The 23,471-nt window shown below is 47.6% G+C and carries 19 protein-coding genes; 10 read left to right on the top strand and 9 right to left on the bottom strand.

The features are described 5' to 3' along the window. From gspE to AC2A06_RS16080, 4 genes are all read right to left on the bottom strand, one after another. Positions 1-1,506, bottom strand: coding sequence for a type II secretion system ATPase GspE (gene gspE / locus AC2A06_RS16095; protein WP_484380932.1), 1,506 nt, complete (start codon positions 1,504-1,506; stop codon positions 1-3). After that, positions 1,503-3,452, bottom strand: a complete 1,950-nt coding sequence (gspD, locus tag AC2A06_RS16090) for a type II secretion system secretin GspD (RefSeq protein WP_484380951.1) — start codon at positions 3,450-3,452, stop codon at positions 1,503-1,505. Before gspD ends, gspE begins: the two co-directional genes overlap by 4 nt. A 33-nt stretch (positions 3,453-3,485) precedes the next feature. Beyond that, on the bottom strand, positions 3,486-4,343 hold the full coding sequence (gspC, locus tag AC2A06_RS16085) for a type II secretion system protein GspC (RefSeq protein WP_473196337.1): 858 nt from the start codon (positions 4,341-4,343) through the stop codon (positions 3,486-3,488). Positions 4,344-4,478: 135 nt separating this feature from the next. Further along, entirely contained in the window at positions 4,479-5,594 is a 1,116-nt protein-coding gene (locus AC2A06_RS16080; protein WP_484380931.1) for a GDSL-type esterase/lipase family protein, read from the bottom strand. A 319-nt stretch (positions 5,595-5,913) separates the two neighbouring features. Between AC2A06_RS16080 and AC2A06_RS16075 the strand changes: the two genes are divergently transcribed. Beyond that, a complete protein-coding gene (locus AC2A06_RS16075; RefSeq protein WP_484380950.1) occupies positions 5,914-6,162 on the top strand; it encodes an IS1 family transposase in 249 nt (82 codons plus the stop codon). 366 nt (positions 6,163-6,528) lie between these two features. Further along, positions 6,529-7,104, top strand: coding sequence for a type II secretion system assembly factor GspB (gspB, locus tag AC2A06_RS16070; RefSeq protein WP_484380930.1), 576 nt, complete (start codon positions 6,529-6,531; stop codon positions 7,102-7,104). A 46-nt stretch (positions 7,105-7,150) separates the two neighbouring features. On the opposite strand, the gene gspS is transcribed toward gspB, so the two are convergent. After that, positions 7,151-7,543: a type II secretion system pilot lipoprotein GspS gene (gene gspS, locus AC2A06_RS16065; RefSeq protein WP_037385249.1), complete on the bottom strand. Its 393-nt coding sequence runs from the start codon at positions 7,541-7,543 to the stop codon at positions 7,151-7,153. Between the two features lie 231 nt (positions 7,544-7,774). Beyond that, positions 7,775-8,227, bottom strand: coding sequence for a GNAT family N-acetyltransferase (locus AC2A06_RS16060; protein ID WP_484380929.1), 453 nt, complete (start codon positions 8,225-8,227; stop codon positions 7,775-7,777). A 391-nt stretch (positions 8,228-8,618) separates the two neighbouring features. Between AC2A06_RS16060 and AC2A06_RS16055 the strand changes: the two genes are divergently transcribed. From AC2A06_RS16055 to AC2A06_RS16035, 5 genes are all read left to right on the top strand, one after another. Further along, entirely contained in the window at positions 8,619-10,124 is a 1,506-nt protein-coding gene (locus AC2A06_RS16055) for a CoA-acylating methylmalonate-semialdehyde dehydrogenase (protein ID WP_484380928.1), read from the top strand. Between the two features lie 585 nt (positions 10,125-10,709). Beyond that, positions 10,710-11,639 (top strand): substrate-binding domain-containing protein, encoded by a 930-nt coding sequence (locus AC2A06_RS16050; RefSeq protein WP_484380949.1) that lies wholly within the window; start codon positions 10,710-10,712, stop codon positions 11,637-11,639. Between the two features lie 54 nt (positions 11,640-11,693). After that, positions 11,694-13,241, top strand: coding sequence for a sugar ABC transporter ATP-binding protein (locus tag AC2A06_RS16045; protein ID WP_484380927.1), 1,548 nt, complete (start codon positions 11,694-11,696; stop codon positions 13,239-13,241). An 11-nt stretch (positions 13,242-13,252) separates the two neighbouring features. Then, on the top strand, positions 13,253-14,281 hold the full coding sequence (locus tag AC2A06_RS16040; protein ID WP_484380926.1) for an ABC transporter permease: 1,029 nt from the start codon (positions 13,253-13,255) through the stop codon (positions 14,279-14,281). Between the two features lie 9 nt (positions 14,282-14,290). Then, on the top strand, positions 14,291-15,424 hold the full coding sequence (locus AC2A06_RS16035) for a Gfo/Idh/MocA family protein (protein WP_484380925.1): 1,134 nt from the start codon (positions 14,291-14,293) through the stop codon (positions 15,422-15,424). 146 nt (positions 15,425-15,570) lie between these two features. Here AC2A06_RS16035 and AC2A06_RS16030 read toward each other — a convergent pair whose 3' ends face one another. Further along, positions 15,571-16,446 (bottom strand): winged helix-turn-helix domain-containing protein, encoded by an 876-nt coding sequence (locus tag AC2A06_RS16030; protein ID WP_484380924.1) that lies wholly within the window; start codon positions 16,444-16,446, stop codon positions 15,571-15,573. A 752-nt stretch (positions 16,447-17,198) separates the two neighbouring features. On the opposite strand from AC2A06_RS16030, the gene AC2A06_RS16025 reads away from it, so the two are divergent. After that, positions 17,199-17,579 carry a winged helix-turn-helix domain-containing protein gene (locus AC2A06_RS16025; RefSeq protein ID WP_484380923.1) on the top strand — a complete coding sequence of 127 codons (381 nt, stop codon included), beginning with the start codon at positions 17,199-17,201 and terminating at the stop codon, positions 17,577-17,579. A gap of 255 nt (positions 17,580-17,834) precedes the next feature. Here AC2A06_RS16025 and AC2A06_RS16020 read toward each other — a convergent pair whose 3' ends face one another. Beyond that, the gene (locus AC2A06_RS16020) at positions 17,835-18,551 is read right to left on the bottom strand and encodes a LuxR C-terminal-related transcriptional regulator (protein WP_484380922.1); all 717 of its coding nucleotides are present in this window, start codon (positions 18,549-18,551) and stop codon (positions 17,835-17,837) included. 1,201 nt (positions 18,552-19,752) lie between these two features. Between AC2A06_RS16020 and AC2A06_RS16015 the strand changes: the two genes are divergently transcribed. After that, on the top strand, positions 19,753-19,989 hold the full coding sequence (locus AC2A06_RS16015; protein ID WP_473196328.1) for a DUF4282 domain-containing protein: 237 nt from the start codon (positions 19,753-19,755) through the stop codon (positions 19,987-19,989). A 122-nt stretch (positions 19,990-20,111) separates the two neighbouring features. Here AC2A06_RS16015 and AC2A06_RS16010 read toward each other — a convergent pair whose 3' ends face one another. Beyond that, positions 20,112-20,861, bottom strand: coding sequence for an NAD-dependent epimerase/dehydratase family protein (locus AC2A06_RS16010; protein WP_473196327.1), 750 nt, complete (start codon positions 20,859-20,861; stop codon positions 20,112-20,114). A 650-nt stretch (positions 20,862-21,511) separates the two neighbouring features. On the opposite strand from AC2A06_RS16010, the gene bglF reads away from it, so the two are divergent. Next, positions 21,512-23,386 (top strand): PTS beta-glucoside transporter subunit IIABC, encoded by a 1,875-nt coding sequence (bglF, locus tag AC2A06_RS16005; protein ID WP_484380921.1) that lies wholly within the window; start codon positions 21,512-21,514, stop codon positions 23,384-23,386. The last annotated feature ends 85 nt before the right edge of the window (positions 23,387-23,471 follow it).

The following is a 23,471-nucleotide window of genomic DNA, read 5'->3' as shown; positions in this document are numbered from 1 at the left end:
TTATTCCTCTTCCAGAGACTGGTTTTCCGTCACGCGCACCACCTCTTCCCAGCTTGTTTCACCCGCCAAGACCTTTTCCAGCCCACCCAGGCGTAATGTGGTGTATTCATTGCGCAGTTGACGGGCAATAGCGAATTCACTCTCTCCCCGGTGAATCGCTGCCCGTACGCGCTCGTCAACCAGCAGCAGTTCATGGATACCAGTACGTCCACGGTAACCGGTAAAGCTACATTGTGGACACCCCAGCGGCTGCCAGAGTGGGGTTCCGGTGGGAATGCCCAGTTGTTCAGCTAATGCGCTATCGGCTTGATATTGTTGACGACAATCAGGGCAGAGGGTGCGGACCAGCCGTTGTGCTAATACCGCCAGCAAGGAGGTGGATAGCAGGAAAGGCTCTATCCCCATATCCTGTAAGCGCGATAACGCTCCCAGTGCGCTGTTGGTATGCAGTGTTGATAGCACCAGGTGCCCGGTTAATGAGGCTTGAACCGCAATCTGGGCGGTTTCGCTGTCACGGATCTCACCCACCAGTACCACGTCGGGGTCTTGACGCAAAATAGCGCGCAAGCCACGGGCAAAGGTCATATCCACCTTGGGGTTGACCTGTGTCTGACCAATGCCATCAAGTTCATATTCGATGGGGTCTTCGACGGTCATGATATTGCGTTCACTGGCATTGAGCCGACTCAAGGCCGCATAAAGCGTGGTGCTCTTACCAGAGCCAGTGGGGCCGGTGACCAGGATAATGCCATGTGGCCGCCGGATCAGCTCATCGATCTGTTGCTGATTCTGTGATGACATGCCCAGCGTGGCCAGATCCAGGCTGACACTGTTTTTATCCAGTAAACGCAGAACAATCCGCTCGCCATAATTGGAAGGTAAGGTGGAAACCCGCACATCAATGGCTCGCCCACCGATGCGTAGCGCCATGCGTCCATCCTGCGGTATGCGTTTTTCAGCGATATCCAGCCGGGCCATGACTTTGATACGCGAGATCAGCAAAGACGCCAACCGCCGCTGTGGCCGCAGGATTTCACGTAATACGCCATCGACCCGAAAGCGAATCTGTAAATGGCGTTCATAGGTTTCGATGTGGATATCCGACGCTTTATCTTTAATCGCCTCGGTTAACATGGCATTGATCAGGCGGATAATGGGCGCATCATCATCGGCATCCAGCAAATCATCGCTATCAGGCAACTCTTCTGCCAAAGTATAAAAATCCATTTCATTGCCGATATCGGTCATTAAACGCCGGGCTTCTTTTGAGTCACGTTGGTAGCTCAGTACCAACTGCTGCTCAAATTCCTCACTCGACAGGGTACTGATACTCAGATCACACCCGGCAACTCTACGTGCTTCAAGCAAGGCACTGGCTGCTGTATCTGCCACGCGGAGCACTCGGCACCCGGTGTCATCCTGCAGCAATAAAATACGTTGAGCCCGCGCGTAGGCAAAAGGCAACTGCGGGCGTAACTCATTGACGCCCTCCAGCAGTGTGCTCATCGTCCCCCCTGTGGATAGAAGGCGCGGATCGCCGCATTAACCTGGTTGAATGTCGCCCCATTTTGGTCTGGTGGTAACTTCAAGACATCGTTGGTGAGCGTGGTGCTGCTGCTCTCTTTGCCCCGCTGTTGTTCCTGCTCTTGGTTAAAGGCCTGATATTTGTCTGCTGAGGCACCACGAAACTGATCACGATCGCGGATGATGGTTGGGCGGATAAACAGCATCAGGTTACGCTTGGAGACCTGTTTGCTGGTGGAGCGGAACAGATAACCCAGCACCGGGATATCCCCCAGTAACGGCACTTTGTCGTTGCTTTCGCGCACTGTTTTATCCAGCAACCCGCCGACCACCACGGTTTCGCCGCTACCCACCAACACCGCATTAGTCACCGTCCGGGTATTAAAGGTGGCCCCCAGATCGGCACTGCTGCTGGAGGCAGAATCTGCCACACTGGAAACCTCTTGTTCAATTTCCATCAGCACCGAGTCCCCTTCATTGATTTGCGGCTTGACCTTGAGCTTAATACCGACCGTTTTACGTTCCACGGTGTTGAAAATATTATCCCCTGACGTGGTGCGCGAACCGGAGAGCACCGGGACTTCCTGACCCACATTGAACGTGGCTTCCATATTATCCAGTGTGACAATACTCGGTGTCGCTAAGATGTCATTTTTGCTAGTGCTGGAAAGGGCCGTCAGCAACATGGCCCAATTGCCCCGATAAAAACCGGCAGCGATACCGCTAAAGCTATTAATGGCACTGGCAAAGGCATTATTAATCGTGCCATCCTGGTTGTATTGATTGACACCCGCCATCGCGGTGGTGATCGGTAGGCCGGTATTGGTGAACTGCGTCATGCCCGCATTTTTGTTGGCCCACTGGATCCCCAGATTCAAGCCGTCAGCGTCTTGCACTTCGGCAATAATGGCTTCCACCAGTACCTGCGGACGGCGGATATCCAATTGGTTGATCACATTCTCCAGGTCACGCATCACATCTGGCGCGGCGGTGACGATCAGTGAGTTGGTTTGTTCGTGGGCTTTAATGGTGACGTCTTTTAGCAGTGCGACCGTGGGTTTGGCACCCTTTTGGTCGTTTTGAATACCCGCGCTGACGCCAGTTAAGACCTCAACTAAATCGGTGGATTTGGCATACTTGAGATAAATCACTTTGGTATTGCCCTGTACCGACTGCTTGCGGTCCAGTTGTTTGATCATGGCGATAATACGCTGACGGGAGTTGGGTTCCCCACTCACCAATACTGCGTTGGTACGTTCATCGGCGACCAGGGTAGCCGTCATTGAACCCGGCGCGGCTGATTTGCTGGTATCTTTGGTTAATTCGGTGACCTGTTTGACCACCTCAGCGGCAGACGCATACTCCAGCGGGACGGTGACCACATTGCGGTCGCCAACCTTGTCAACCCGCTCAACAATCTCCATTAAGCGTTTGATCACTGCCGCCCGACCGGTCATCAACAACACGTTAGAGGGGTCGTAGTGCACCACACTGCCTGCCCCAGCATTGTCATTCAATTGACGCAGTAACGGTGCTAGGTCGCGAGCGGACACGTTATGAACGGGGACCACTCGCGTCACTACTTCATCACCTTCCCCGGGTTGGGCATCGCTGGCGACCGGCACGGCTGCTGTTTTGGCATCTTTGGAACGCACCACCTTGAGTACGCCGTTATTCATATCCACTACGGCAAACCCGTAAACATCTAATACACTGAGGAAAAACTGATAATATTGCTGCTCATTGAGCATATCGTAACTGCGAACGGTGATCGTGCCACGCACCGCAGGATCGATAATCACGGTTTTATTCAGATTCTTGCTGACGGTGTTAATAAACTCCTGGATATCGGTTCCCTTGAAGCTGGCTGAAAACTCAGCACTCCAACCCTGTCTGACGCCCAACAACAGCGCAACCAGCACCACGATGCGTAAGCGACTGATTATTTTTGCATTCAACAATTAGTTATCTCCAAGAGAAATATAGATATCCTGTAACTGACCACCCCGTTCAACGGTAAGGTTCAGTTCACTCAGTTCTGAAAGCTGTTTCAGTGCCTGTTGAGCTTGCTGGGCATCGCGCAAATCCAGCCCATTCAATGCGACGGCAAGATCGTTGTCATGGAGCCCGACCTTGCGAAATAATTCCCCTTGTTTACCGGGGCTCAGGCGATAGCCAGTGAGCTTGTTATCCACCATCACCGGCGAGATAGTCAGGTAATCCAGAATGCTTTGTGGTTGCTTGAGCAGTTGCGCCTTGAGCTGGGACGCTGAGGGGGATTGTTCATTTTTTTTAACCGCTACGGGTTGCTCACTAAATAGCAACAAGGACTCATAACGCCCCTGATAAGAGATCACCACCCGATCGGCAAAAATAGAGGCAATTCGGGCATCATAACCGGGTACCTGATCCCCCATGCCAAGGCTGAATTGCTTGTTATCTTTGGCGATAATCGCGATGGAGCGTTCTGCATTGGCGCTGGCAACAATACCAGTCAGGTTGATTTTTAAAGAAGAAGGCGGCGCGTTGAGTAGCGTATCGCTAGATGCCGAAGTCACCGTGCTTGAAGAGACGGAGGGCGAAGTTCCAAACAAGGTAAAGCGAGTACTGTCTGACGGAGTACTCGCGTTAGTTTTGGCAGGCGTCAACGGCGCTTTGGATAGTTGCACATGGGATATTTCGGGCGATAGCCACCATTGCCAGGTCAACAAGGCGAGCTGGTTACAAATCAGCAGAGAGACGACACACATCACCCAACGTGGTGTTAACAGCCTGAATGTAGATTCTCTTATTGCTAACAACATCACCGAAAATCGCATTACGCTTTCCTTAGCTGGCCTCCTGATAGCTGCCACTGGTCTATCCTCGTCATGTATCCAATCTGCTTGGGTGTAGGCGACATATTGAATACATGACCGGGTTTGTTAGCTATCTCAACCTCAACGCTAAGGTCTTCATTGAGTTTCCTCACCTATGGCTATTGGGGTACCCATCACACGGAACTCTCTGACAGAGATTATTCCCCCGCCAAAAGGAGGAAGCAAGACCAAACGGACATATCGAGCCTCAATAGGATCAATCTTATGAGTACTTCGCCCAACAGGACTATCATCTTCGGTCACAACTGTCTCCCAATAATTACGATCGTTACTTATATCTATGCGATATGCTTTGGTGTTATAGACAGCTAAGTTGTGTTGATACAATTCAAAATACTTCAAACTGTAGTTACCTTGCAAATCGATCTCCAGTGTCTCATCAGAGCTATTTGAGGCATGGCGCTGCCATCCGGTAGCATTGACGATGTCATTGACAGCTAGGAAAGGATTACCATAACCAAATCGAGTAGCGTTGGCGGATACTGGTTTGTCCTTGGCAACATTCGAAAGCACTGGGCCATTATCGCAAATTCCATGCTTCACCATTGCCTTAAACCAGTTATAGGCGTATTTAGCATCCCCGTTTGCATTCGGGTGAGTCGCATCAACATGATCAGATCCCACCGCGATATTGAAATCAACCGAATGGTCCACAAAGATCACGTCTGATTTTGAGGCAAATTCGGCTATCGAATCATTGAATACTTTCATGCTGGGGATATCTGGTCGTATGTTCGGGTAACGACCAAGAAAAATCTTGGACTCAGGATTTTTGTTACGTATTTTCACGATGATGCTATTCAAGCTATTGAGCACAACGTCTGGAGCAATACGGAGCGCTTGTATATCATTGGCACCCAGCATCATGAGAACCACATCTGGACGGGCTGTATCCATCCAAGTATTAATAAACGAGGTATTTACTGTAGCGGCAGTAACTCCCCAAATTGCTGAGTGGCGGGAAACTACTGAGGGTAATGTATCCTGGAATTGTCCCACCCAGTCTATATCACAAGCAACAGAACGGGCCTGCTGAGCAAGCTGGGCTCGATAGTTATGAGTAGAAAACCCGGCAGTCACGGAATCACCCAGCGCCATTACGCGAATCGGCTCAGCATGAAGATGCTGCACCCCGAACAAGAACAGCGCGAGCGGAAAGATTTTTACAAGTTTGGATATATGACTTTTCATCGTTATTCCTTAACAAGATTCCCTTACAAGGATGAGAAATTTTTGACGTTACCCTTAGTTAGCATAATAACAGTATAAGTATAACGGCGTTAATGGGGTTGAGGACAGGGAGTGGGACTGTAATTAAAATGGCGTAACTGCCTGTTTAATTAGATTGTCGCCCCACGGACTGAGCAGCACGTCGGCTGCGTAGAATTCCCTTGAGGGTTACTCATGCAAAACGTTATTCTTACATTCAATTTTCTTGAGGATATGTGCTTCAGCATCAGAATATTCTCATCAAAGGGAATGATAAAGAACCCGACATCCCAGGTCAAGTATTCATTATGTTAACTGGCGTGTAAATCTCCGATTAAGAAAGAAAACACTGTGCGATTTGTTCCAACTACTGTTGGAATTCAATGTCACTTTCTGGTGTACTGGCGGTTACAGGGCTTACAAGGACGCTCTGCCTACGGCGAAGCATATCGTTGGCAAGCTTTATACACAGCATATTGAGCGTGAAAATCTGACGTTGAGTAACCGACTGAAACGCCTCAATCGTAACACCTCGGTGTATTCAAGATGATCCTGCAAACCTGGCAGGATCATCGGTACTTTAATGGAACGCGAGTATTACGTTTGACGCGCTATCAACTCATTGAATATATACCGTATTTAAAATTATCTAATATTCGAATCACAAAAGTTTATTCTGTTATTCTACTGCGACCTCATATATTAGAATGATTACGCTCGTAGTCAAAAAATATTAAATATTTGTGAATCACATATTGAAACATTTTTTACTTTCCATCGTCAGTGCTGGTACATCAATATCGGTTCAATGCTCTTGACCTGTGCCCACTGAAAAGATAGCGTTTTATTGCCCCGGTTAACCGATTGTACCTAATCGATGACTGGGTAGATGATGATTAATCAAAGGATCAGGGACGTGAACCATAAATCGGAATCAGATCCACAAGCCAGTGTACCCTCTGCCAAAGGGCTGTTTATCCCGGGTTATCTGTTACCCATCTACGCATTGCTATTGGTGGCGTTCGGTTGGTTTTCAGGTCAGTTCTGGCGTAACAATGAGGCTCATGCGGCACCGGTATTGACACAGGTTGCTTCTCCCGCAGCGCCACATACAGCAACAGTAAAGCCCGCAGTGGCTAAGGCGGCTATCGAACCGGCACCAGTGCATGATGCTGATAAACCGGTAAAACCAGTTGCGCCAAAACCAGTCGAATCAAAAGAAGTGATACCCTCGTTGCCCAGTGATGAAGTAGCCCCATTGAAATACAGTGCCCATGTCTACTCCTCAGAAGATGATGAACGCAGCATCACCTTGAACGGGCAGCGCTACCAAGAAGGGGAGAGCCCTGCGCCTAACCTCACCATTGAACAGATTCAACAGGATGCGACGGTATTCAACTTTAATGGTGAGGTATTCACACTGATTGCGCTAGAGGATTGGCCTGGCGGCAAGGTTGATAAAGCAGGCCTTACCGCAGCAGACGCAGAATAACCTGCCGCATTAAACTGGATGCACAGGGTTGCGCATCACAATCACACTAAATATTGCTTGCTGCACGCAGCTCATCGGCAAAGGGTGCTAACAGGCTGTTAAAGCTGCTGCATTTGGTTTGCTCTGGCGTGTTGTCTCTTATCAACCCTTGATAAATGGCCTCACTACGCTGCGGCAGCATGCCATAATCAGCGGTATTCCACCCCCGCTTTTTAGCCACTTGATAGGCTGCTTTGTTAATCACATCATCGCTAGGTAAATCGCTACGATTACATTTATATTTCAGATATTTGGTTCCGGCAACCACCGAAGCCAATTGTTCTACTTGCTCGTTAGCAGTAGCCGGACCTTTTTGCAAAGAAGAACGGGGTTGTTGACAACCGGTAATTCCCAGCACTAACAACAAGGGCATAAGGCGAAAAACTAGAGATAATCGCATGATAATCACTATGTTCTTTGGGTTAAGAGCTTTCTATTCTAACAATTCCACCCATGCTGTCACTAAATTGAGCGAAATGTTTTTCTATCTCCGCTGAAAGGACGACTCACGGGAGTTAGGGCGATGCCAGCGATTAAACATTAACCTCATCTTCTAAAGCACTCGCACTTAAACCGATAACCCGCAACTCAGATGGGTTTCTCTTCATCCGCGTTGCCACTGGGTGGGGGGTTATTGAGAACGCTGATAAATATCGGGCCTAACAATTTGCCAGACAAAATTTTCACAGTTTACTGGGCTATACCCCACTTTTTCATACAGCCACGGGGCGCTAGAGGTGACTAACATAATTCTTCGTAGCCGAGCCATCACCGGGTGGGATTGGCAGCACTCCAGCAGCCAGCGCCCCAATTTTTGTTGTTGCCAAGCTTCCAGAATATAGACGTCGCAGAGATAGCCGAAGGTGACGCCATCGGTCACCAGGCGAGCAAAACCAATTTGCTTATCCCCCTCAAAGAGCCCAAAACACAGGCTGTTATCGATGCTTTCTCTTACTGTATCAACATCAATGCCGGGGGCCCAGGTTGAACGAGTGAGGTATTGATGAATAGCTTCAATATCAAACTGTTTGCGATCGGTAGTGATAGTGTATGGCTGCTGACACCAGCTCTGCGTATTTTCCATTTTTTTATTCCCTCTTGAATAGATGTCATCAGCAAGCGCAACGCGTCGGTGGCTAACTGAACAGGCGAGAAATTGATAGACACGACAATATCATGGGTCTCTATACGGTCAATAATTTCCGCCACAGGCATCGTTCGGTGATGCTAAACCCTAAACCGCATTGTTGATTGTCAGTCATTCAGAATCGGTCATAAGTGAAATTTTTAATCCAAATAAAAGCCTGTGTGAAATGCCTTTTTAGCGTGGTTGATGCCAATAACCCCATTTGAAGGCATAAAAACCCACGGCTGATCACAATATTTAGGCTTTATTTTATTTCAAATTAAAATAGAATGTTTATTTCATTGTCCGTGGTTGGATAACAGTCACCTATCAACAGCGAGAGGTTAGGATGGAAACGGTAGCGAATTTTATTCATGGCGAATGTGTCAACGGTTCAGGCCAGCGAGTGCAGGCGATCTTTAACCCAGCTACCGGTGAGCAAATTCGTCAGGTGGTCATGAGCACGGTGCAGGAAACGCAGCAGGCGGTTGCGGCTGCCCAGCAGGCATTTCCGGCGTGGTCGCGTCAGTCACCGCTGAAACGGGCACGGGTGATGTTCCGTTTTAAAGCCTTGCTAGAACAGAACATGAACGCTCTGGCGCGGCTTATCAGTGAAGAGCATGGCAAAATTTACTCGGACGCCGTAGGGGAGCTGACACGCGGCCTGGAGGTGGTGGAGTTTGCCTGCGGGATCCCCCATCTGCAAAAAGGGGAGCACTCAGCCAATGTGGGTACCGGGGTGGATAGCCACTCATTGATGCAACCGCTGGGGGTTTGTGTCGGGATCACGCCCTTTAATTTTCCGGCAATGGTACCGATGTGGATGTTCCCGATAGCGCTGGCCACCGGTAATACTTTTGTTCTTAAACCGTCGGAAAAAAATCCCTCTTTGGCCCTGTCGCTGGCACAACTGCTGAAACAGGCCGGCCTACCAGATGGTGTCTTCAACGTGGTGCAAGGGGATAAAGAAGCGGTGGATGTGTTGCTCACCGATGAGCGTGTCCAGGCGGTGAGTTTTGTTGGTTCGACACCGATTGCGGAATATATCTATCAGACTGCCTCGGCACACGGTAAGCGCTGCCAGGCGCTGGGGGGAGCAAAAAACCACTGCATTTTGATGCCGGATGCGGATATGGAGATGGCCACTAACGCCATTATGGGGGCGGCGTATGGTGCGGCAGGTGAACGTTGTATGGCGCTGTCGGTGGTGCTGGCAGTGGGTGATAAAACCGCAGATGATCTTTGTGCGCTGCTGGAAAAACAGATTGCCGAACTGAGGGTTGGGCCTGGGCTGGACCAGACGCCAGAAAATGAGATGGGGCCGCTGATCTCTTCGGCACATCGCAGTAAGGTTTTGGGTTATATCGATAGTGGTGAAGCGCAAGGGGCCAAGCTGAGAGTTGATGGTCGCCATTTTCACGTCAAACAGCATGAGCAGGGGTACTTTGTCGGCCCAACGCTATTCGATAACGTCACACCAGAGATGACCATCTATCAAGAGGAAATATTTGGCCCGGTGCTTGCTGTGGTACGTGTTGCCGATTACCACAGTGCGGTGGATTTGATTAATCGCCATGAATATGGCAATGGTACGGCGATCTTCACCCGCGACGGTGGTTGTGCGCGGTTATTCTGCCAGGAGGTACAGGCGGGCATGGTGGGGGTTAACGTGCCAATCCCGGTCCCGATGGCCTTTCACAGCTTTGGTGGCTGGAAGCGTTCCATTTTTGGTCCACTGAATGTCCATGGCAACGATGGCGTTCGTTTCTATACCCGGATGAAAACCGTCACCGCTCGCTGGCCGGACATGCAACAGGATAGTGGTGCCTCATTCTCCATGCCAACACTGGGTTAAAAGGTGAGTTGATAAAAATGGAACCGATGACCAAGGACGGTCAAGAGGGTGACGATGACAGCAAACCGTGTTTCCCCTGCTGCTGTCGGCGGATCTGGTTTACCACACCTTGAGCATTAACACGACTTCCTGATCAGCACTTACGATAGCTTCTATTCGGTATCTCGTTACTGGTGCGCATCAACTCTATTGGTGGCGGATACCCATATCGGGTTGATAGCGCTGATGGCTGCGTTCCCTCTCTGCCCCATTGGTTGGCATAATCGATATTTCCCCCTAGACCCTCATTTTTGAAATTTTTATTTCATCCATCGCCTGATTTATGCTCATTAATCAAGCGATTTATGTTGTGATATTGATAACAAAACGCATCGAGAGTGTCATAAAAGTGTTAACCTCATCTCAAAATATCCTTTCTAATATTTATTAAAATAAAATGTATGTTTTATTTTGTGTGGTGGGTTCACTGTGTCGTGGTCAGATTTATTAAACCTCTATAGCTCCTGCAATCCATCGTCCTTCGGGCAACAGTGAACATTGAGTATTGCACATTGAAAAACATACCCTACATAGAGAGAGATAATGATGAAAAAACTAATCTTGGCCGCCCTTATCGCAGTCACCTCTGGGGCGGCAATGGCCGAGAACGAGCAGATTGTTTTCAGTACGCCGAATCTGGCCATGCCGTTTGAAGTTCATATGCAGCGTACCGCAGTCAAAGCCGCGAAAGAGATGGGCGTGAAGCTACAGGTCCTGGATGGTCAGGGCAGTTCGCCCAAGCAGGTTGCTGACCTGGAGAATGCCATTACTCGTGGTGCTCAGGGGTTTATTGTCTCACCCAATGATGTCAACGCCGTTTCCGATGCGATAGATGAAATTCAGGAGAGAGAATTGCCGGTGGTGACCCTTGACCGTTCCGTCGATAGCCAGAAGAAAGTGCCGCATTTCGGTGCCAATAACTACAACGGAGGGCTGGCGATTGGCGACTTTGTGAAAGCCAAATTTCCCGATGGTGCAGACATCATCCTGCTGACCGGGCAACCGGGCTCCTCTTCCAATATTGAGCGTACCAAAGGCATTCGCGACAGTTTGAAAGCCGGCGGTGAAAAGTATCGTATTGTCGCCGATCAGACCGGTAACTGGATGCGTTCTGAAGGGATGCGCATTGTGGAAAGTGTGCTGCCATCACTGCCGAAGCGCCCGCAAGTGATCCTTTCGGCAAACGACGATATGGCGTTGGGGGCGATTGAAGCGTTGCAGGGGCAGGGGCTAAAACCGGGGGAAATTCTGGTAACCGGTTTTGACGCAGTACCGGAAGCCTTGGCACGTGTGCGCGATGGCTGGATGGTGCTGACGGCGGATCAGCGCCCCGGTTACGCGGTACAGACGGCGATGAGTCAACTGGTTGCCAACGTGCGTGAGAAGAAAGCCATCACCGGGGCAGATTACCCGCCATTGTTGATCACCAAAGAAACCCTACAGCAGGCTGAGCGCATTAGCGAAGCCGGGAACTGATTTGATCAAGGCCACTACGCTGGTGGTGGCCCTCACTAAAGAAGGTGCTGGACGATGTTGCGACCCTTACTGAAAGTGACCAACCTGGCGAAAAGCTTTTCCGGCGTCTGGGCGTTGAGTAATGCCCAGTTAACTGTGGCGAGCGGTGAAATTCATGCGCTGTTGGGTGAAAACGGAGCGGGAAAATCCACCCTGCTTAAGGCGTTGGCGGGTGCTCAGCCGCAAAGCAAAGGTGACATCTGGTTTAACGGGGAAACGCTGCCGCTGGGTGATTCGCCAGTAGAGCGGCAAAACAGGGGCATTATTACCATCTACCAAGAGTTTAACTTGCTGCCCAATATGAGTGTTGCGGAGAACATGTTTCTGGGGCGTGAACCGCGCAAAGGTAACCTGATTGTGGATGAAAAAGCGGTAAATCAGGAGGCGCAGGCGATCCTGGATCACCTGCAATTGAATATTGCGCCGACCACGGCGGTGGCGCGTTTGAGTGTGGCGCAACAGCAGATGGTGGAAATTGCCCGTGCACTGACGTTGAACGCCAAGCTGATCATTATGGACGAGCCTTCTGCGGCGCTGAGCGACAGTGAAGTAGAAAGCCTGCATCGTGTGGTACGCGAACTCAAAGAGCGCGGTGTCAGCATTATTTACGTCACTCATCGTCTGCACGAAGTTTTCCAGCTCTGTGATCAGTTCACGGTATTTCAGGATGGCCGCTTCACCGGCAGCGGTAAGGTGGCCGACACCACGGTAGAGCAACTGATCCGCCTGATGGTGGGGCGTGATGTGGCGTTTAATCGCCGGCCACCCAGCGAAACGCATCATGAGCAGCAACCCATTCGCCTGGCAGTCAAGGGGTTGTGTCGTGAAAAGCCACCACTGGATCCCCATGGTATTGCTTTGCATGACATTAGTTTCCATGTGCATGCCGGAGAAGTGCTGGGTATTGCCGGTTTGGTGGGGGCCGGGCGTACCGAAGTGGCACGTTGCTTGTTTGGTGCCGATGGCTTTACCTCTGGAGCCTTCGAGCTTGATGGTGTGCCGTACCAGCCGAGCTCCCCGATGTATGCACTGGATCAGGGTATCGCACTGGTGCCGGAAGATCGCAAAAAAGAGGGGGCGGTATTAGGGTTGTCGATCCGTGACAATCTGTCGCTCTCCAGCCTCTCCTCATTGTTGCGCTGGCGCTACTTTATCAATACCCGCAAAGAAGATGCACTGATTGACGCTTACCGTCAGGCGCTGCAGATCAAAATGGTCGACAGTGAGCAGGAGGTCCGCAAGCTCTCTGGGGGTAATCAGCAAAAGGTGATCCTCGCCCGTTGTATGGCACTCAATCCTCGGGTGCTGATTGTCGATGAACCTACACGGGGTATTGATGTTGGCACCAAATCAGAAGTGCATCAGGTGCTGTTTGATATGGCGAAGCAGGGGGTGGCGGTTATCGTGATTTCATCCGATCTACCCGAAGTGATGGCCGTTTCTGATCGCATTATCACGCTGAGTGAAGGCCGGATGACCGGTGAGATCCATGGTGATGATGCTACCGAAGAACGCCTGATGATGATGATGGCGATCAACCACCACTCCCTTAACGTGGCATAACGGAGTTTTCCATGACGCAGATGATTTCCAAAACCGAGACGGCAATAAAGCGCCCCGGGCATATCGACCTGATCGCTTTTTTTGAGCGTTTTGGTGTGTTGATTTTTATGATCTTGCTGCTGATTTTTTTCCAGTTGCAGAACAGTAATTTCCTGTCTGAACGTAATATTTTCAATATTCTGACCGAGGTATCCATCTACGGCATCTTGGCCGTGGGGATGACGTTTGTCATTCTGACCGCTGGGATTGACCTGTCTGTCGGGTCCATTTTGGCGGTTTGTGCCATGACCGCTGCCTACATTATTAAAGGTGATAACTTTACCACCGCTGACCCTAACGCTTGGGGCGGCATGAGCTGGCTGATTGGGCTGAGTATTTGCCTGGCGATGGGGACGCTGATTGGCTTTCTGCATGGCCTTGGGGTGACCCGGCTGCGGTTGCCACCGTTTATTGTCACGCTGGGAGGTATGACTATTTGGCGTGGCTTGACGCTGGTGATTAACGATGGGGCGCCGATTGCCGGTTTCGATGCGGGTTACCGTTGGTGGGGTCGTGGAGAATTATTGGGTATCTCAATCCCTATCTGGATCTTTGCACTGGTGGCCATTGGTGGCTATCTGGCGTTGCATAAAACGCGCTGGGGGCGTTTTGTTTATGCCATCGGCGGTAACCCGGAGGCGGCGCGGCTTGCTGGGGTGAATGTGAAACGCGTGTTGGTCAGTGTTTATGTGCTGATTGGCTGCTTGGCTGGGCTGGCGGGTTTTATCCTCAGTGCCCGTCTGGGGAGTGCGGAAGCGGTGGCAGGGCTCTCTTTTGAGTTGCGGGTGATCGCATCGGTAGTGATTGGTGGTACCTCACTGATGGGGGGATATGGGCGTATCACTGGCACCATCATCGGTTCCATCATTATGGGGGTCCTGATTAATGGCTTGGTATTAATGAATGTTTCCGCGTATTACCAGCAGATTATCACCGGCCTGATTATTGTATTGGCGGTGGCCTTTGACACCTATGCCAAGAGCCGTCGCGGTGCATTATAAGGGGGGATGATGAAACCAGTACGTATTGGATTGATTGGTACCGGGTATATCGGTAAGGCACATGCGATTGCTTATGCTCAGGCACCCACGGTGTTCAGCCTGCGAGGCAAGTTGATACGGGAAATGGTGGCTGAGGTGACGCCAGAGCTGGCAGCAGAGCGGGCGCAGGCGTTTGGCTTCAACCGTTCTACCGGCGACTGGCGTACTTTGGTGGCTGATCCACACATCGATGTTGTGGATATTTGTGCGCCAAACCATCTGCATAAACAGATGGCGCTGGCAGCGATCCACCATGGTAAACATGTGTACTCGGAAAAACCGCTGGCGCTGAATGCCCATGATGCGCGCGAAATGGTGGATGCGGCAAAACAGGCGGGGGTCAAAACCTTGGTGGGGTTCAATTATATGAAGAACCCGACGGCGGCGCTGGCGAAAGAGATTATCGCCGGTGGTGAGATTGGCGAAGTCATCCACTTCTATGGAACCCATAATGAAGACTATATGGCTGATCCACTTTCCCCCATTCATTGGCACTGTTTCAAAGAAACTGCCGGGTTGGGGGCTTTGGGGGATCTGGCGGCACACATTGTCAATATGGCGCACTACCTGGTAGGTGACATCCTGCAAGTTTGTGGTGATTTGAAGATTGTTGTTCCTGAGCGTCCGGCCTATGTCGGCGCAACACAACGGGTGGTGGTGGAAAATGAAGACCAGGCGCATGCGATGGTGCGTTTTGCTAACGGTGCACAAGGGGTGATTGAAACCTCCCGTATCGCTTGTGGCCGTAAAATGGGACTGTCATACGTTATCACTGGTACCAAAGGGGCTATCCGTTTTACTCAGGAGCGTATGGCAGAACTACAGCTTTATCTGCATGACGACCCGGTTAATCGCCAGGGATTTCGTACGTTGCTGGTGGGGCCAGAACATCCGGAATATGCTGCATTTTGCATGGGGACCGGACATGGCATCGGCTTTAACGATCAAAAGGCAGTCGAAGTGCGTGACCTAGTGGATGGCATTGCTGCTGATGTGCCGATGTGGCCGGACTTCGAAGAGGGCTGGAAGGTATCGCGGGTGCTGGATGCGATCGCTCTTTCCCACCGTGAAGGGCGCTGGCTGAACGTGATTGATATTGTTTGACGAGATATCAACCTGGGAAAAGCCGTTTGATGCGTTAGGTATGGATCGTGCTGTGCTTGCCCGATGAAAATGCCCCTCTTCAGTTGGGTATCCCACTGAAGAGGGGGCAGGCGCGATATCAATATGGTAAATGGTTGATAGTTTTTTTATTTGGCAGGGGGAATTTGTCGGGCCGTATCGATAGGGTAAAGTGTTTCACATTTCACCTTATCATTATCTAATTTATCACAACGTTGTGCGACTTCTGATGATTTGGATGCGGTTGCTTCATCAGTAATGTAAATGAACTGATTGGGTCGGCAGACGATGTTTTTTGTTTTGAGGAACTGAATATAACCCTCATTGGTTAAATTCATCTCGTTTTTATTAACATAGACAGTACATTGGTCCAGATTGGCGATTCTAATATGCGAGGTGACGAAAACCTGTTCTCGTCTATAGTTACTGGCTAGATAGATTAATAAAATGGCAATCAGCAGCAATAGCATGGGGTTGATGATAATAAACCGGCCATTAATTCTGAATAACAGTGCCCGGCTTTTTTTTAACAGCCCTTTATTATGGCGGGGAGGATTCGGTACCTCATTCTTATCTACCCCTTTTTCAATATCATTTTCTTGCTCGAAGTTAATGGGAGCCGCTGTCTCTGTGGTGGCGGTTTCAACAGTCTCTGAGGTAGTAGTTTCAATATCTAAAACCTGTACCGTACCACAGAATAAAAGACCTTCTTTAGGGACGGTTTTGATGACTTCTTCTTTGATGCCAGCACTCACCAACCCCCTTCTTAACAGTGATACGTTCTGATAAAAGGTATTGTTAGTGACATAACGCCCTTGACTCTGCCAGGCAAAGGCAAAAAATTCCTGCTGACTAATCACTTTCCCGGGGTTTGATAATAATAGTTGCAAGCATCGACTGGCTGGAATATTTAAAATAGTTTCATTCCCTTTTTTCCCGTTCGGCAACAGCCGATGTTGCTCCGGGATGTAAGTAACCAAGTCGTTAATAACAAATTTTGTCATTTTTTTTAACCAACCACAGTTAGTTTTATCAAGAGTAACTGATTTCACTCCAATTATAGTAAAAAAATCAGTTATGTATACCACGCCGATTCAAGTTTTCGCCAGAGAGTGGCACTCAAGGCTCCTTGAGGTATGGGCAGCAAGCGACTGAACGGGGTAACTAGCGGCGTGACTGTGATTTGTATCAATTTAGTTCTCGGCGGTTTATGAGCAATGGTGCAGACCTGACTGAGCAGGGAGGGCTATCAAGGGAGGATTTATTCAGCTCAGGGAGCGGAGCATAGACTCCTTCACGTGGGTAAACAATATTAAATGTATGATTAAGATTTTTTTATATTAAAATCAATGAATTAAACTCAATCTCATTGTCATTCAGCCGGTGTGGTAAAGGTGTTATTTTGTTTTGGTCAATTCAGGTGTAAATTTTTTTACTTTTAAATCAGCATGTTATATAAACTTAAATTAATTGCATATTGTATTTAAAAAAATATTAACTTAATTAAGGGAATGCTTTCTACGCTTTGCCGCAAGGCATTTTTTAATCTTAACAGCATAAATAATAATAATTCACTAAGGTTTTTTTTTATTGTCGGCTAAAGTCTATTGCTGTACATGTAATCCTTGCTGTCAGTTTGGATGCGATATGGGGTATGCCAAAATACACTGCTAGTGGCAGGGTTTTGTAAAATTATCCTTTTCGCTAGCTTAATTGTCTCAAGATGTTATTAATCTATAGTATGTTGATGGGTATTATGAAGGGTGAGATTTACGGTTTTTTAATTGATGAAGAAATTTTATTTGATATGAATAAAAAAAGGTTGATTCGCTTTAGTGATGACACTGAATTGCGTGCTGTAACAATTTCGGTAGTTTCTCTTAGTGTAAACCTAGTGCGATTATTAACCTTATTACTGACCAGTGAGAAAGGTGTCGTTGTCTCGAAGAATGATATTCTCAATAATGTTTGGGAAGACAATAATCTCTCTTCCTCCAGTCAGCGATTGTGGCATGCTATCAATGAATTGAGACGAAAATTGACGGCAGTGGGGCTTTCTTCTGATTTTATTTCGAGTGTCAGAGATTCCGGTTATTTTATTAATAACCATAAAGTGACGCCACTTTTTTATGGTTAATATGTCGAGATTGAATATATCAGCAGTGAAGTATCGGGATTGGTTTTATTTTGTGAATCCATTTTATTTTGTGAATTCATAGTTTATAAACCTCATCCCTTGGTATTGTTGTGTCGTTGTATCGCTTTGCCGTGACAGCGAAAGTCTAGTTAAAATTCAAGTTCACTCCTGAACCCGTTAAAATGGGTTATCCTCGTTCCTAACTGCTATGTTGATTTAAGTTCAGCTTGAGTGACAGCGGATAGTAATTAGTCATTATTTTTGGGTTAATAAATTGTCCATCATGTTTAAGTTGACCTGGCACTGTATTAAACTATGTAATGAGGTAATTCCCAATTTGACCATAGCTGCTCGTTTGTGGGCACTGACAGTTTTTGGGTGAATCTGCATCGTTCTTGCAACCTGTAAGGTTGGCGTTCCTTTTAACAAATATTTTAGTACCTTGATTTCTTGATGTGTCAGCGGTGTTGTCGATTTTGATTTCTGCCTGATATCTGGTAAATTAAGAATAGTATCTTGCAAATAGTGACTTAACTCATTTATTGTTATTGCATTATCCAGCACTGCGGAAACATTATTCAGACCTGAAAGATAGTCCTTCAGCCGCCCGAGAATAAGGGTTTGCGCCATGATAATGACTTTGGCTTGCGGATAGTGTAAGGGGAGCCATTTGATAATAAAATCAAGGGTGTTCCCATAGCTATCATAAGTGTTTTGTAAGCCTAAAATAAAAACATCTACATCAGTGCCGGGTAATGCTAGATAGTCACTGATTTCTAAATATTTTTTTTCCGCAATAACCGTTAGGTCAATATTGCCACATGAAAGACGAGATAAGGTTGATTTTATACCTTCCCTGGTATACATGCAGGCATGTTGGATAAATAAATTCTTCCTAATGCTCATTTTTTCCCTGTTTTTTGTAAAATCCATAAGTATTTTTTTTTGACTTTTTAAATTTATTTTCATCATTAAAATTACAGATGGATGGCATGGCTGGTGCATAACGTCATTTATAATGAACAACTAATAGCCATGTAATGTAAAGTATCATGGGTATGGTTCAGTTAAGAGATGCCATATATACTTGATCCTTCAAGTTGGCTGAGTTTTGGCTGTAGTGACCGGTAAATAGTGACCGGTCAATAGTTACTCGGCCCATATCAAGGCACTCGAATTATTTTGTGCATAACCGTTTATTTGATAAAAGCAGAATATGTTTTTCCCTGGTGTTGTTTAAATGTGGTTATTTTAAATTGCATAGGCATAACGATACGAGAGAAGTATTTATCGGTATGCTTGGTAAATGATTAACGCTATCTTTGTCTAGCTGTGTTTGTTGTCCATCCATGTCCCTCGCCCTAAAGGGCCAGCGCAAGCGCTGTTCAAAACGAATTATTTAGGGTATAGGCAATCAATGCTATTCAACGTATAAGTCGCATTCACTTGGCTTGCATTATAAGAATAATCTCACTCTTATCAAGAAAGTTACTTATGTAATTATCGCTGTAGAAAAGCGCAAGATAAGGTTTATTGTGTTTTGTTTTTTTATTAACCTGGTGTTTAATTCTGCAATAAAACATAATGTTATTATTTTATAAATATAATGATGTGGTTGGCTTCGCTGATTTTGAGTAGTTTAATGTTGCAAAATTTTATAAAAAAAAGAATAAAATTTTAATTTTATGATAATTCATTGTTTTTATTTTATTTTTATTTTGCTTGAATTGATTGTAAAGCGAGCAATGAGAAATGGAAATGATGTGTCCCGATGCCAAGCGGATCTGTCTGGCAGACCGTCAGGTCGATTCTTTGTCTGGCAGGCTAACCAGGCATCTAATCAACGCCTTGCGGTTATGACCTGTCAACCACCGCTTGAGTGAAAATGAATATACTCGTCATACTTCAAGTTGCTTGAGTGTTGGCTGAGGTTACTCGTCTCATCCATGAGGTTCACCCTGCGGGCCAACACAAGCGCTGTTCAAATCGATTGCTGATCGATTTGTCTCGGACTGGCCGCCTTCAGGCAACTCGAATTATTTTGGGTATTGATAGCAGTGCGCTTGCAGTTTGTAAATCTACGTAAAAATATATATCATTTCTTTGCTGTATTAAACAATGAGGTTTTGGTTCCTCTTCGTTGGAATGATTGACATTAACTGAAGGATATAGAATGAAAAGCATTTTCTTTTTCGATGCGATGCTGACCCCAAAAATTATTACCTTTTTGTATTGGCTCAGTCTGCTAGGGGCGATTCTCTTTGGCATTGGGTATATGTATATGGTTGATTTTTTCTATGGCCTGCTGGGGTTGGTGATTGTTTGTGTCATGACCCGAGTCTCTTTTGAAATGATTATTATTGCATTTAAAAATAACGAGTATCTGCGCAAGATTGCTGAAAAACCGTAATATACTTAGCAATGTAATTATGTTTATCAGTAGCATTGGTAGCATTGGTACCAATGCCATTTTCCTGCCGTTAATCATTATCGCCAGGTTTAGCGCTTTCATTGGTTTTGCATCTTAGTGGATTAAGTAAAACCGAACAGGGTAAATGCGTCGTCTTCAGGGTAGTAGTCAAGCAGGCGAGTGGTTTCTTCCAGTGAGAGTCGTTTGTATTGGTTGTTGGAGATGCCGTGTACTACAGCGTACTGTACATCGGTGATGCGGATACAGCGATCAAGTAGATCAGCTGCATCCCGGTGACTAAGAAAAGTGCTCATATCACGAGCGCTTATCTGCTGGCCCTTTTCCAGAGTGGTGCAGTTGGCAATCCGTACCGATAACGCAGAAAGACCCTCCTGATAGGCGAAATAGGCGGCGATACCTTCACCAAATGCCTTACTGGCACCGTACATATTTTTGGGTCTCGGTGCATCTTCGGGGCGTACTTGATAATTCAAGGGATAACCTTCCACGGCAAGGGAGCTGCTGGCGAACACCACGCGTTTACAGCCCGCATCTTTTGCCGCCCGGAATATATTGAATGTGCCAAGGATATTGTTGTTCATCAATGACGCGTGAAACTTGGTATCAGGAGTGGGCTCGGCTGCCAGATGTAGTACGGTATCAATATTGGCGCAGGCATTACGGCAGGCTTCAATATCGCTGATATCAAAAGCCAACGCTTGATCTTCGGGTCGCAGCTCATTCAGCATATCGATATCCTTTTCGGCTAAACGAAAAGCGTAACGATGACCAGCAAACTGTCTGAATGCCGTTGCTACACGACCACTTGCACCAGTAATCAAAATTCGCCCAAGTTCGCTACGTAGTGCCATGACAACTGCTCACCCTCAATCAAATTTTCAGGACAACATTAATAATACTGTGAGTTATTTTTGTCTACCTTTTAATTAGTTTTTCTGATGTATTTTGTTGGGTAATGGGGAGCTATTTTGGTGTTAATTTGAAAAATGGTAAGTATTTTTAAGAAAAATCTTATTTATTTGTCAGAAATCAAGCGGATGTTTCGAGAGTATGAAGACCTTTTAATGTGTTCAACATGTTGTTAATATTGGTTTTTAATGGATTCCATCCTGGTTGGGTAATCTGCTTCCATATCTGTACACATTAAGTTACCTCTTCAATTTTAATTAGACAGGTTAATGTTTTCCTGGGGCGTTCACCGTGATCAAATTTTAACGGTCACTCTATTTCGATAGTGTGATTTTGTACTCCAGATCACACTTCGATAACTTTGTGCGGGAAGGTCTTGCCGGATGGAAAAACAGAATGTTACCGTCATGGCTCAACCAAATTTAGGGTTGTCACTGCGTTAGCAGGCAAAACCTAAACTTCGTGCTGCTGTCTTCCCTGTTGGGTGTCGACAGTAACGAGGTTTAGGTTTTTTTTTGCATTTAATTCCTCAACGGTGATTGGCCATCGCCAGCGAGTGAGATCACGAACGCTAAGCATTAAGGATATTGTTATGAAATATAAGGAGTTAGCCAGTGAGGTTTTGGCCGGGGTCGGTGGCCGCGACAACGTGAAGAGTCTGGTGCATTGTGCTACCCGTTTGCGTTTTAAACTGCATGACAGCAGCAAGGCTGATGTACAAGCGCTGAAGAAAAATCCGGACATTATCATGGTAGTGGAAAGCGGCGGTCAGTTTCAGGTCGTTGTCGGTAACCATGTTAGCGAGGTTTATAATAGTTTGAATGTGCTGGCCGGGTTAGATGATCACCAGCCAACGGATGCCAAAAAGGGTGATAAGGAGAATCTGCTCAGTCATTTTATTGACATTATTTCTGGCATTTTTACTCCGATACTCGGGGTGTTGGCTGCTTCGGGGATTTTAAAAGGCTTTTTGGCCTTGAGTCTGGCCTGTGGCTGGTTACTGGAGAGTAGTGGCACGTTTAAGCTGTTATTTGCCGCCAGTGATGCTCTGTTCTATTTCTTCCCGATTATTTTAGGTTACACCGCAGGGAAGAAGTTTGGTGGCAATGCCTTTGTGACGATGGCTATCGGTGGTGCGCTGACCCATCCATTGATGATGACAGCTTTCGATGCATCACAACAGGTAGGCGCACAGCCTGAATACTTTCTCGGTATTCCGATTACCTTTATTAACTACAGTTCGTCGGTTATTCCGATCATCTTTGCCGCTTGGATATCTTGTCGGTTGGAGCCCTGGTTCAACCGGCTGTTCCACAGCGCGTTACGTAATTACGTGACACCATTAATGTGCCTGGTGATCACCGTGCCGTTAACGTTCTTGCTGATTGGGCCAGCCGCTACCTGGTTTAGTCATCTGCTGGCTAATGGCTATCAAACCATTTATGCCTTTAATCCGGTTATTGCTGGCGCATTTATGGGGGCGTTATGGCAAGTCTGCGTGATCTTTGGCCTGCATTGGGGGCTAGTACCGTTGATGGTCAACAACCTGAGTGTGCTGGGATACGACACAATGGTGCCACTGTTATTACCCGCAGTGATGGGGCAGGTGGGGGCGGCACTGGGGGTCATGCTGCGCACCCGCGACAGCAAACTGCGTGTGATGGCTGGATCTGCAGTGACTGCCGGTATTTTTGGTGTCACTGAACCCGCAGTCTATGGGGTGACATTACCCTACAAACGCCCCTTTGTTTTCGGCTGCGTGGGGGGGGCACTAGGGGGAGCGGTGATCGGCTATTTTCAGACGGCAACCTACTCCTTTGGCTTGGTCAGTGTTTTCACCTTTGCTCAGATTATTCCCGCCAGCGGTTTCAACGCTACGGTATGGGGGGCGATTGCCGGTACTCTGCTCGGTTTCCTGTTTGCTGCCATTGCCAGCTATCTGTTTGGCATTGTCCCTGAAGCCAGGCTGGAAGGGGAAGAGTCCCTCACATCGCCTACTCCCGTTAATCGCAACCCGGTGTTATTCAGCCCGATAGCCGGTGAAGTCATTTCACTGGAGCAGGTAAACGATGCCACTTTTGCCAGTGGTCTGTTGGGGAAGGGGGTGGCCATTGTGCCGAGCCAGGGCAGGTTAGTGGCCCCGGTCAATGGTACGGTTGTTTCACTGTTCAAGACACGTCATGCCATCGGTATTGAATCGGATGAAGGGATAGAACTGTTAATTCATATCGGCATTGATACTGTCAAATTAGATGGTCAGCATTTTACTGCGCATATTGCCGAGGGCGCGCGTGTTAAGACCGGGGAGTTGCTGATTGAGTTTGATCTGGCTGCCATCCAGGCGGCAGGTTTTGATACCACCACGCCAGTCATTGTCAGCAACAGTGACGACTATATCGATGTGCTTGCCAGTGGCGAGAGCCCGGTGCAAGAGCGGGCACCATTACTGACCCTCTACCCAGTGTAATCAAGATGCAGCCAACAACCCTGCAGCTTGAGTGACAACGGGTTTATTAGATTAATCAGTCTATTGGCGTTACGAATCATTAAGG

Source organism: Serratia sp. HNCC26DJ244, from assembly GCF_057180565.1.
Note: the sequence above shows the minus strand (reverse complement) of the source record. Positions and strands in the feature narration are given on the sequence as shown.

Bases quoted from the DNA above. Each gene is read 5' to 3' on its own strand.
- gspE (WP_484380932.1), bottom strand. From the start codon at position 1,506: ATGAGCACACTGCTGGAGGGCGTCAATGAGTTACGCCCGCAGTTGCCT.
- gspC (WP_473196337.1), bottom strand. From the start codon at position 4,343: ATGCGATTTTCGGTGATGTTGTTAGCAATAAGAGAATCTACATTCAGG.
- AC2A06_RS16080 (WP_484380931.1), bottom strand. From the start codon at position 5,594: ATGAAAAGTCATATATCCAAACTTGTAAAAATCTTTCCGCTCGCGCTG.
- gspS (WP_037385249.1), bottom strand. From the start codon at position 7,543: ATGCGATTATCTCTAGTTTTTCGCCTTATGCCCTTGTTGTTAGTGCTG.
- AC2A06_RS16060 (WP_484380929.1), bottom strand. From the start codon at position 8,227: ATGGAAAATACGCAGAGCTGGTGTCAGCAGCCATACACTATCACTACC.
- AC2A06_RS16055 (WP_484380928.1), top strand. From the start codon at position 8,619: ATGGAAACGGTAGCGAATTTTATTCATGGCGAATGTGTCAACGGTTCA.
- AC2A06_RS16050 (WP_484380949.1), top strand. From the start codon at position 10,710: ATGAAAAAACTAATCTTGGCCGCCCTTATCGCAGTCACCTCTGGGGCG.
- AC2A06_RS16045 (WP_484380927.1), top strand. From the start codon at position 11,694: ATGTTGCGACCCTTACTGAAAGTGACCAACCTGGCGAAAAGCTTTTCC.
- AC2A06_RS16040 (WP_484380926.1), top strand. From the start codon at position 13,253: ATGACGCAGATGATTTCCAAAACCGAGACGGCAATAAAGCGCCCCGGG.
- AC2A06_RS16035 (WP_484380925.1), top strand. From the start codon at position 14,291: ATGAAACCAGTACGTATTGGATTGATTGGTACCGGGTATATCGGTAAG.
- AC2A06_RS16030 (WP_484380924.1), bottom strand. From the start codon at position 16,446: ATGACAAAATTTGTTATTAACGACTTGGTTACTTACATCCCGGAGCAA.
- AC2A06_RS16025 (WP_484380923.1), top strand. From the start codon at position 17,199: ATGAAGGGTGAGATTTACGGTTTTTTAATTGATGAAGAAATTTTATTT.
- AC2A06_RS16020 (WP_484380922.1), bottom strand. From the start codon at position 18,551: ATGATGAAAATAAATTTAAAAAGTCAAAAAAAAATACTTATGGATTTT.
- AC2A06_RS16015 (WP_473196328.1), top strand. From the start codon at position 19,753: ATGAAAAGCATTTTCTTTTTCGATGCGATGCTGACCCCAAAAATTATT.
- AC2A06_RS16010 (WP_473196327.1), bottom strand. From the start codon at position 20,861: ATGGCACTACGTAGCGAACTTGGGCGAATTTTGATTACTGGTGCAAGT.
- bglF (WP_484380921.1), top strand. From the start codon at position 21,512: ATGAAATATAAGGAGTTAGCCAGTGAGGTTTTGGCCGGGGTCGGTGGC.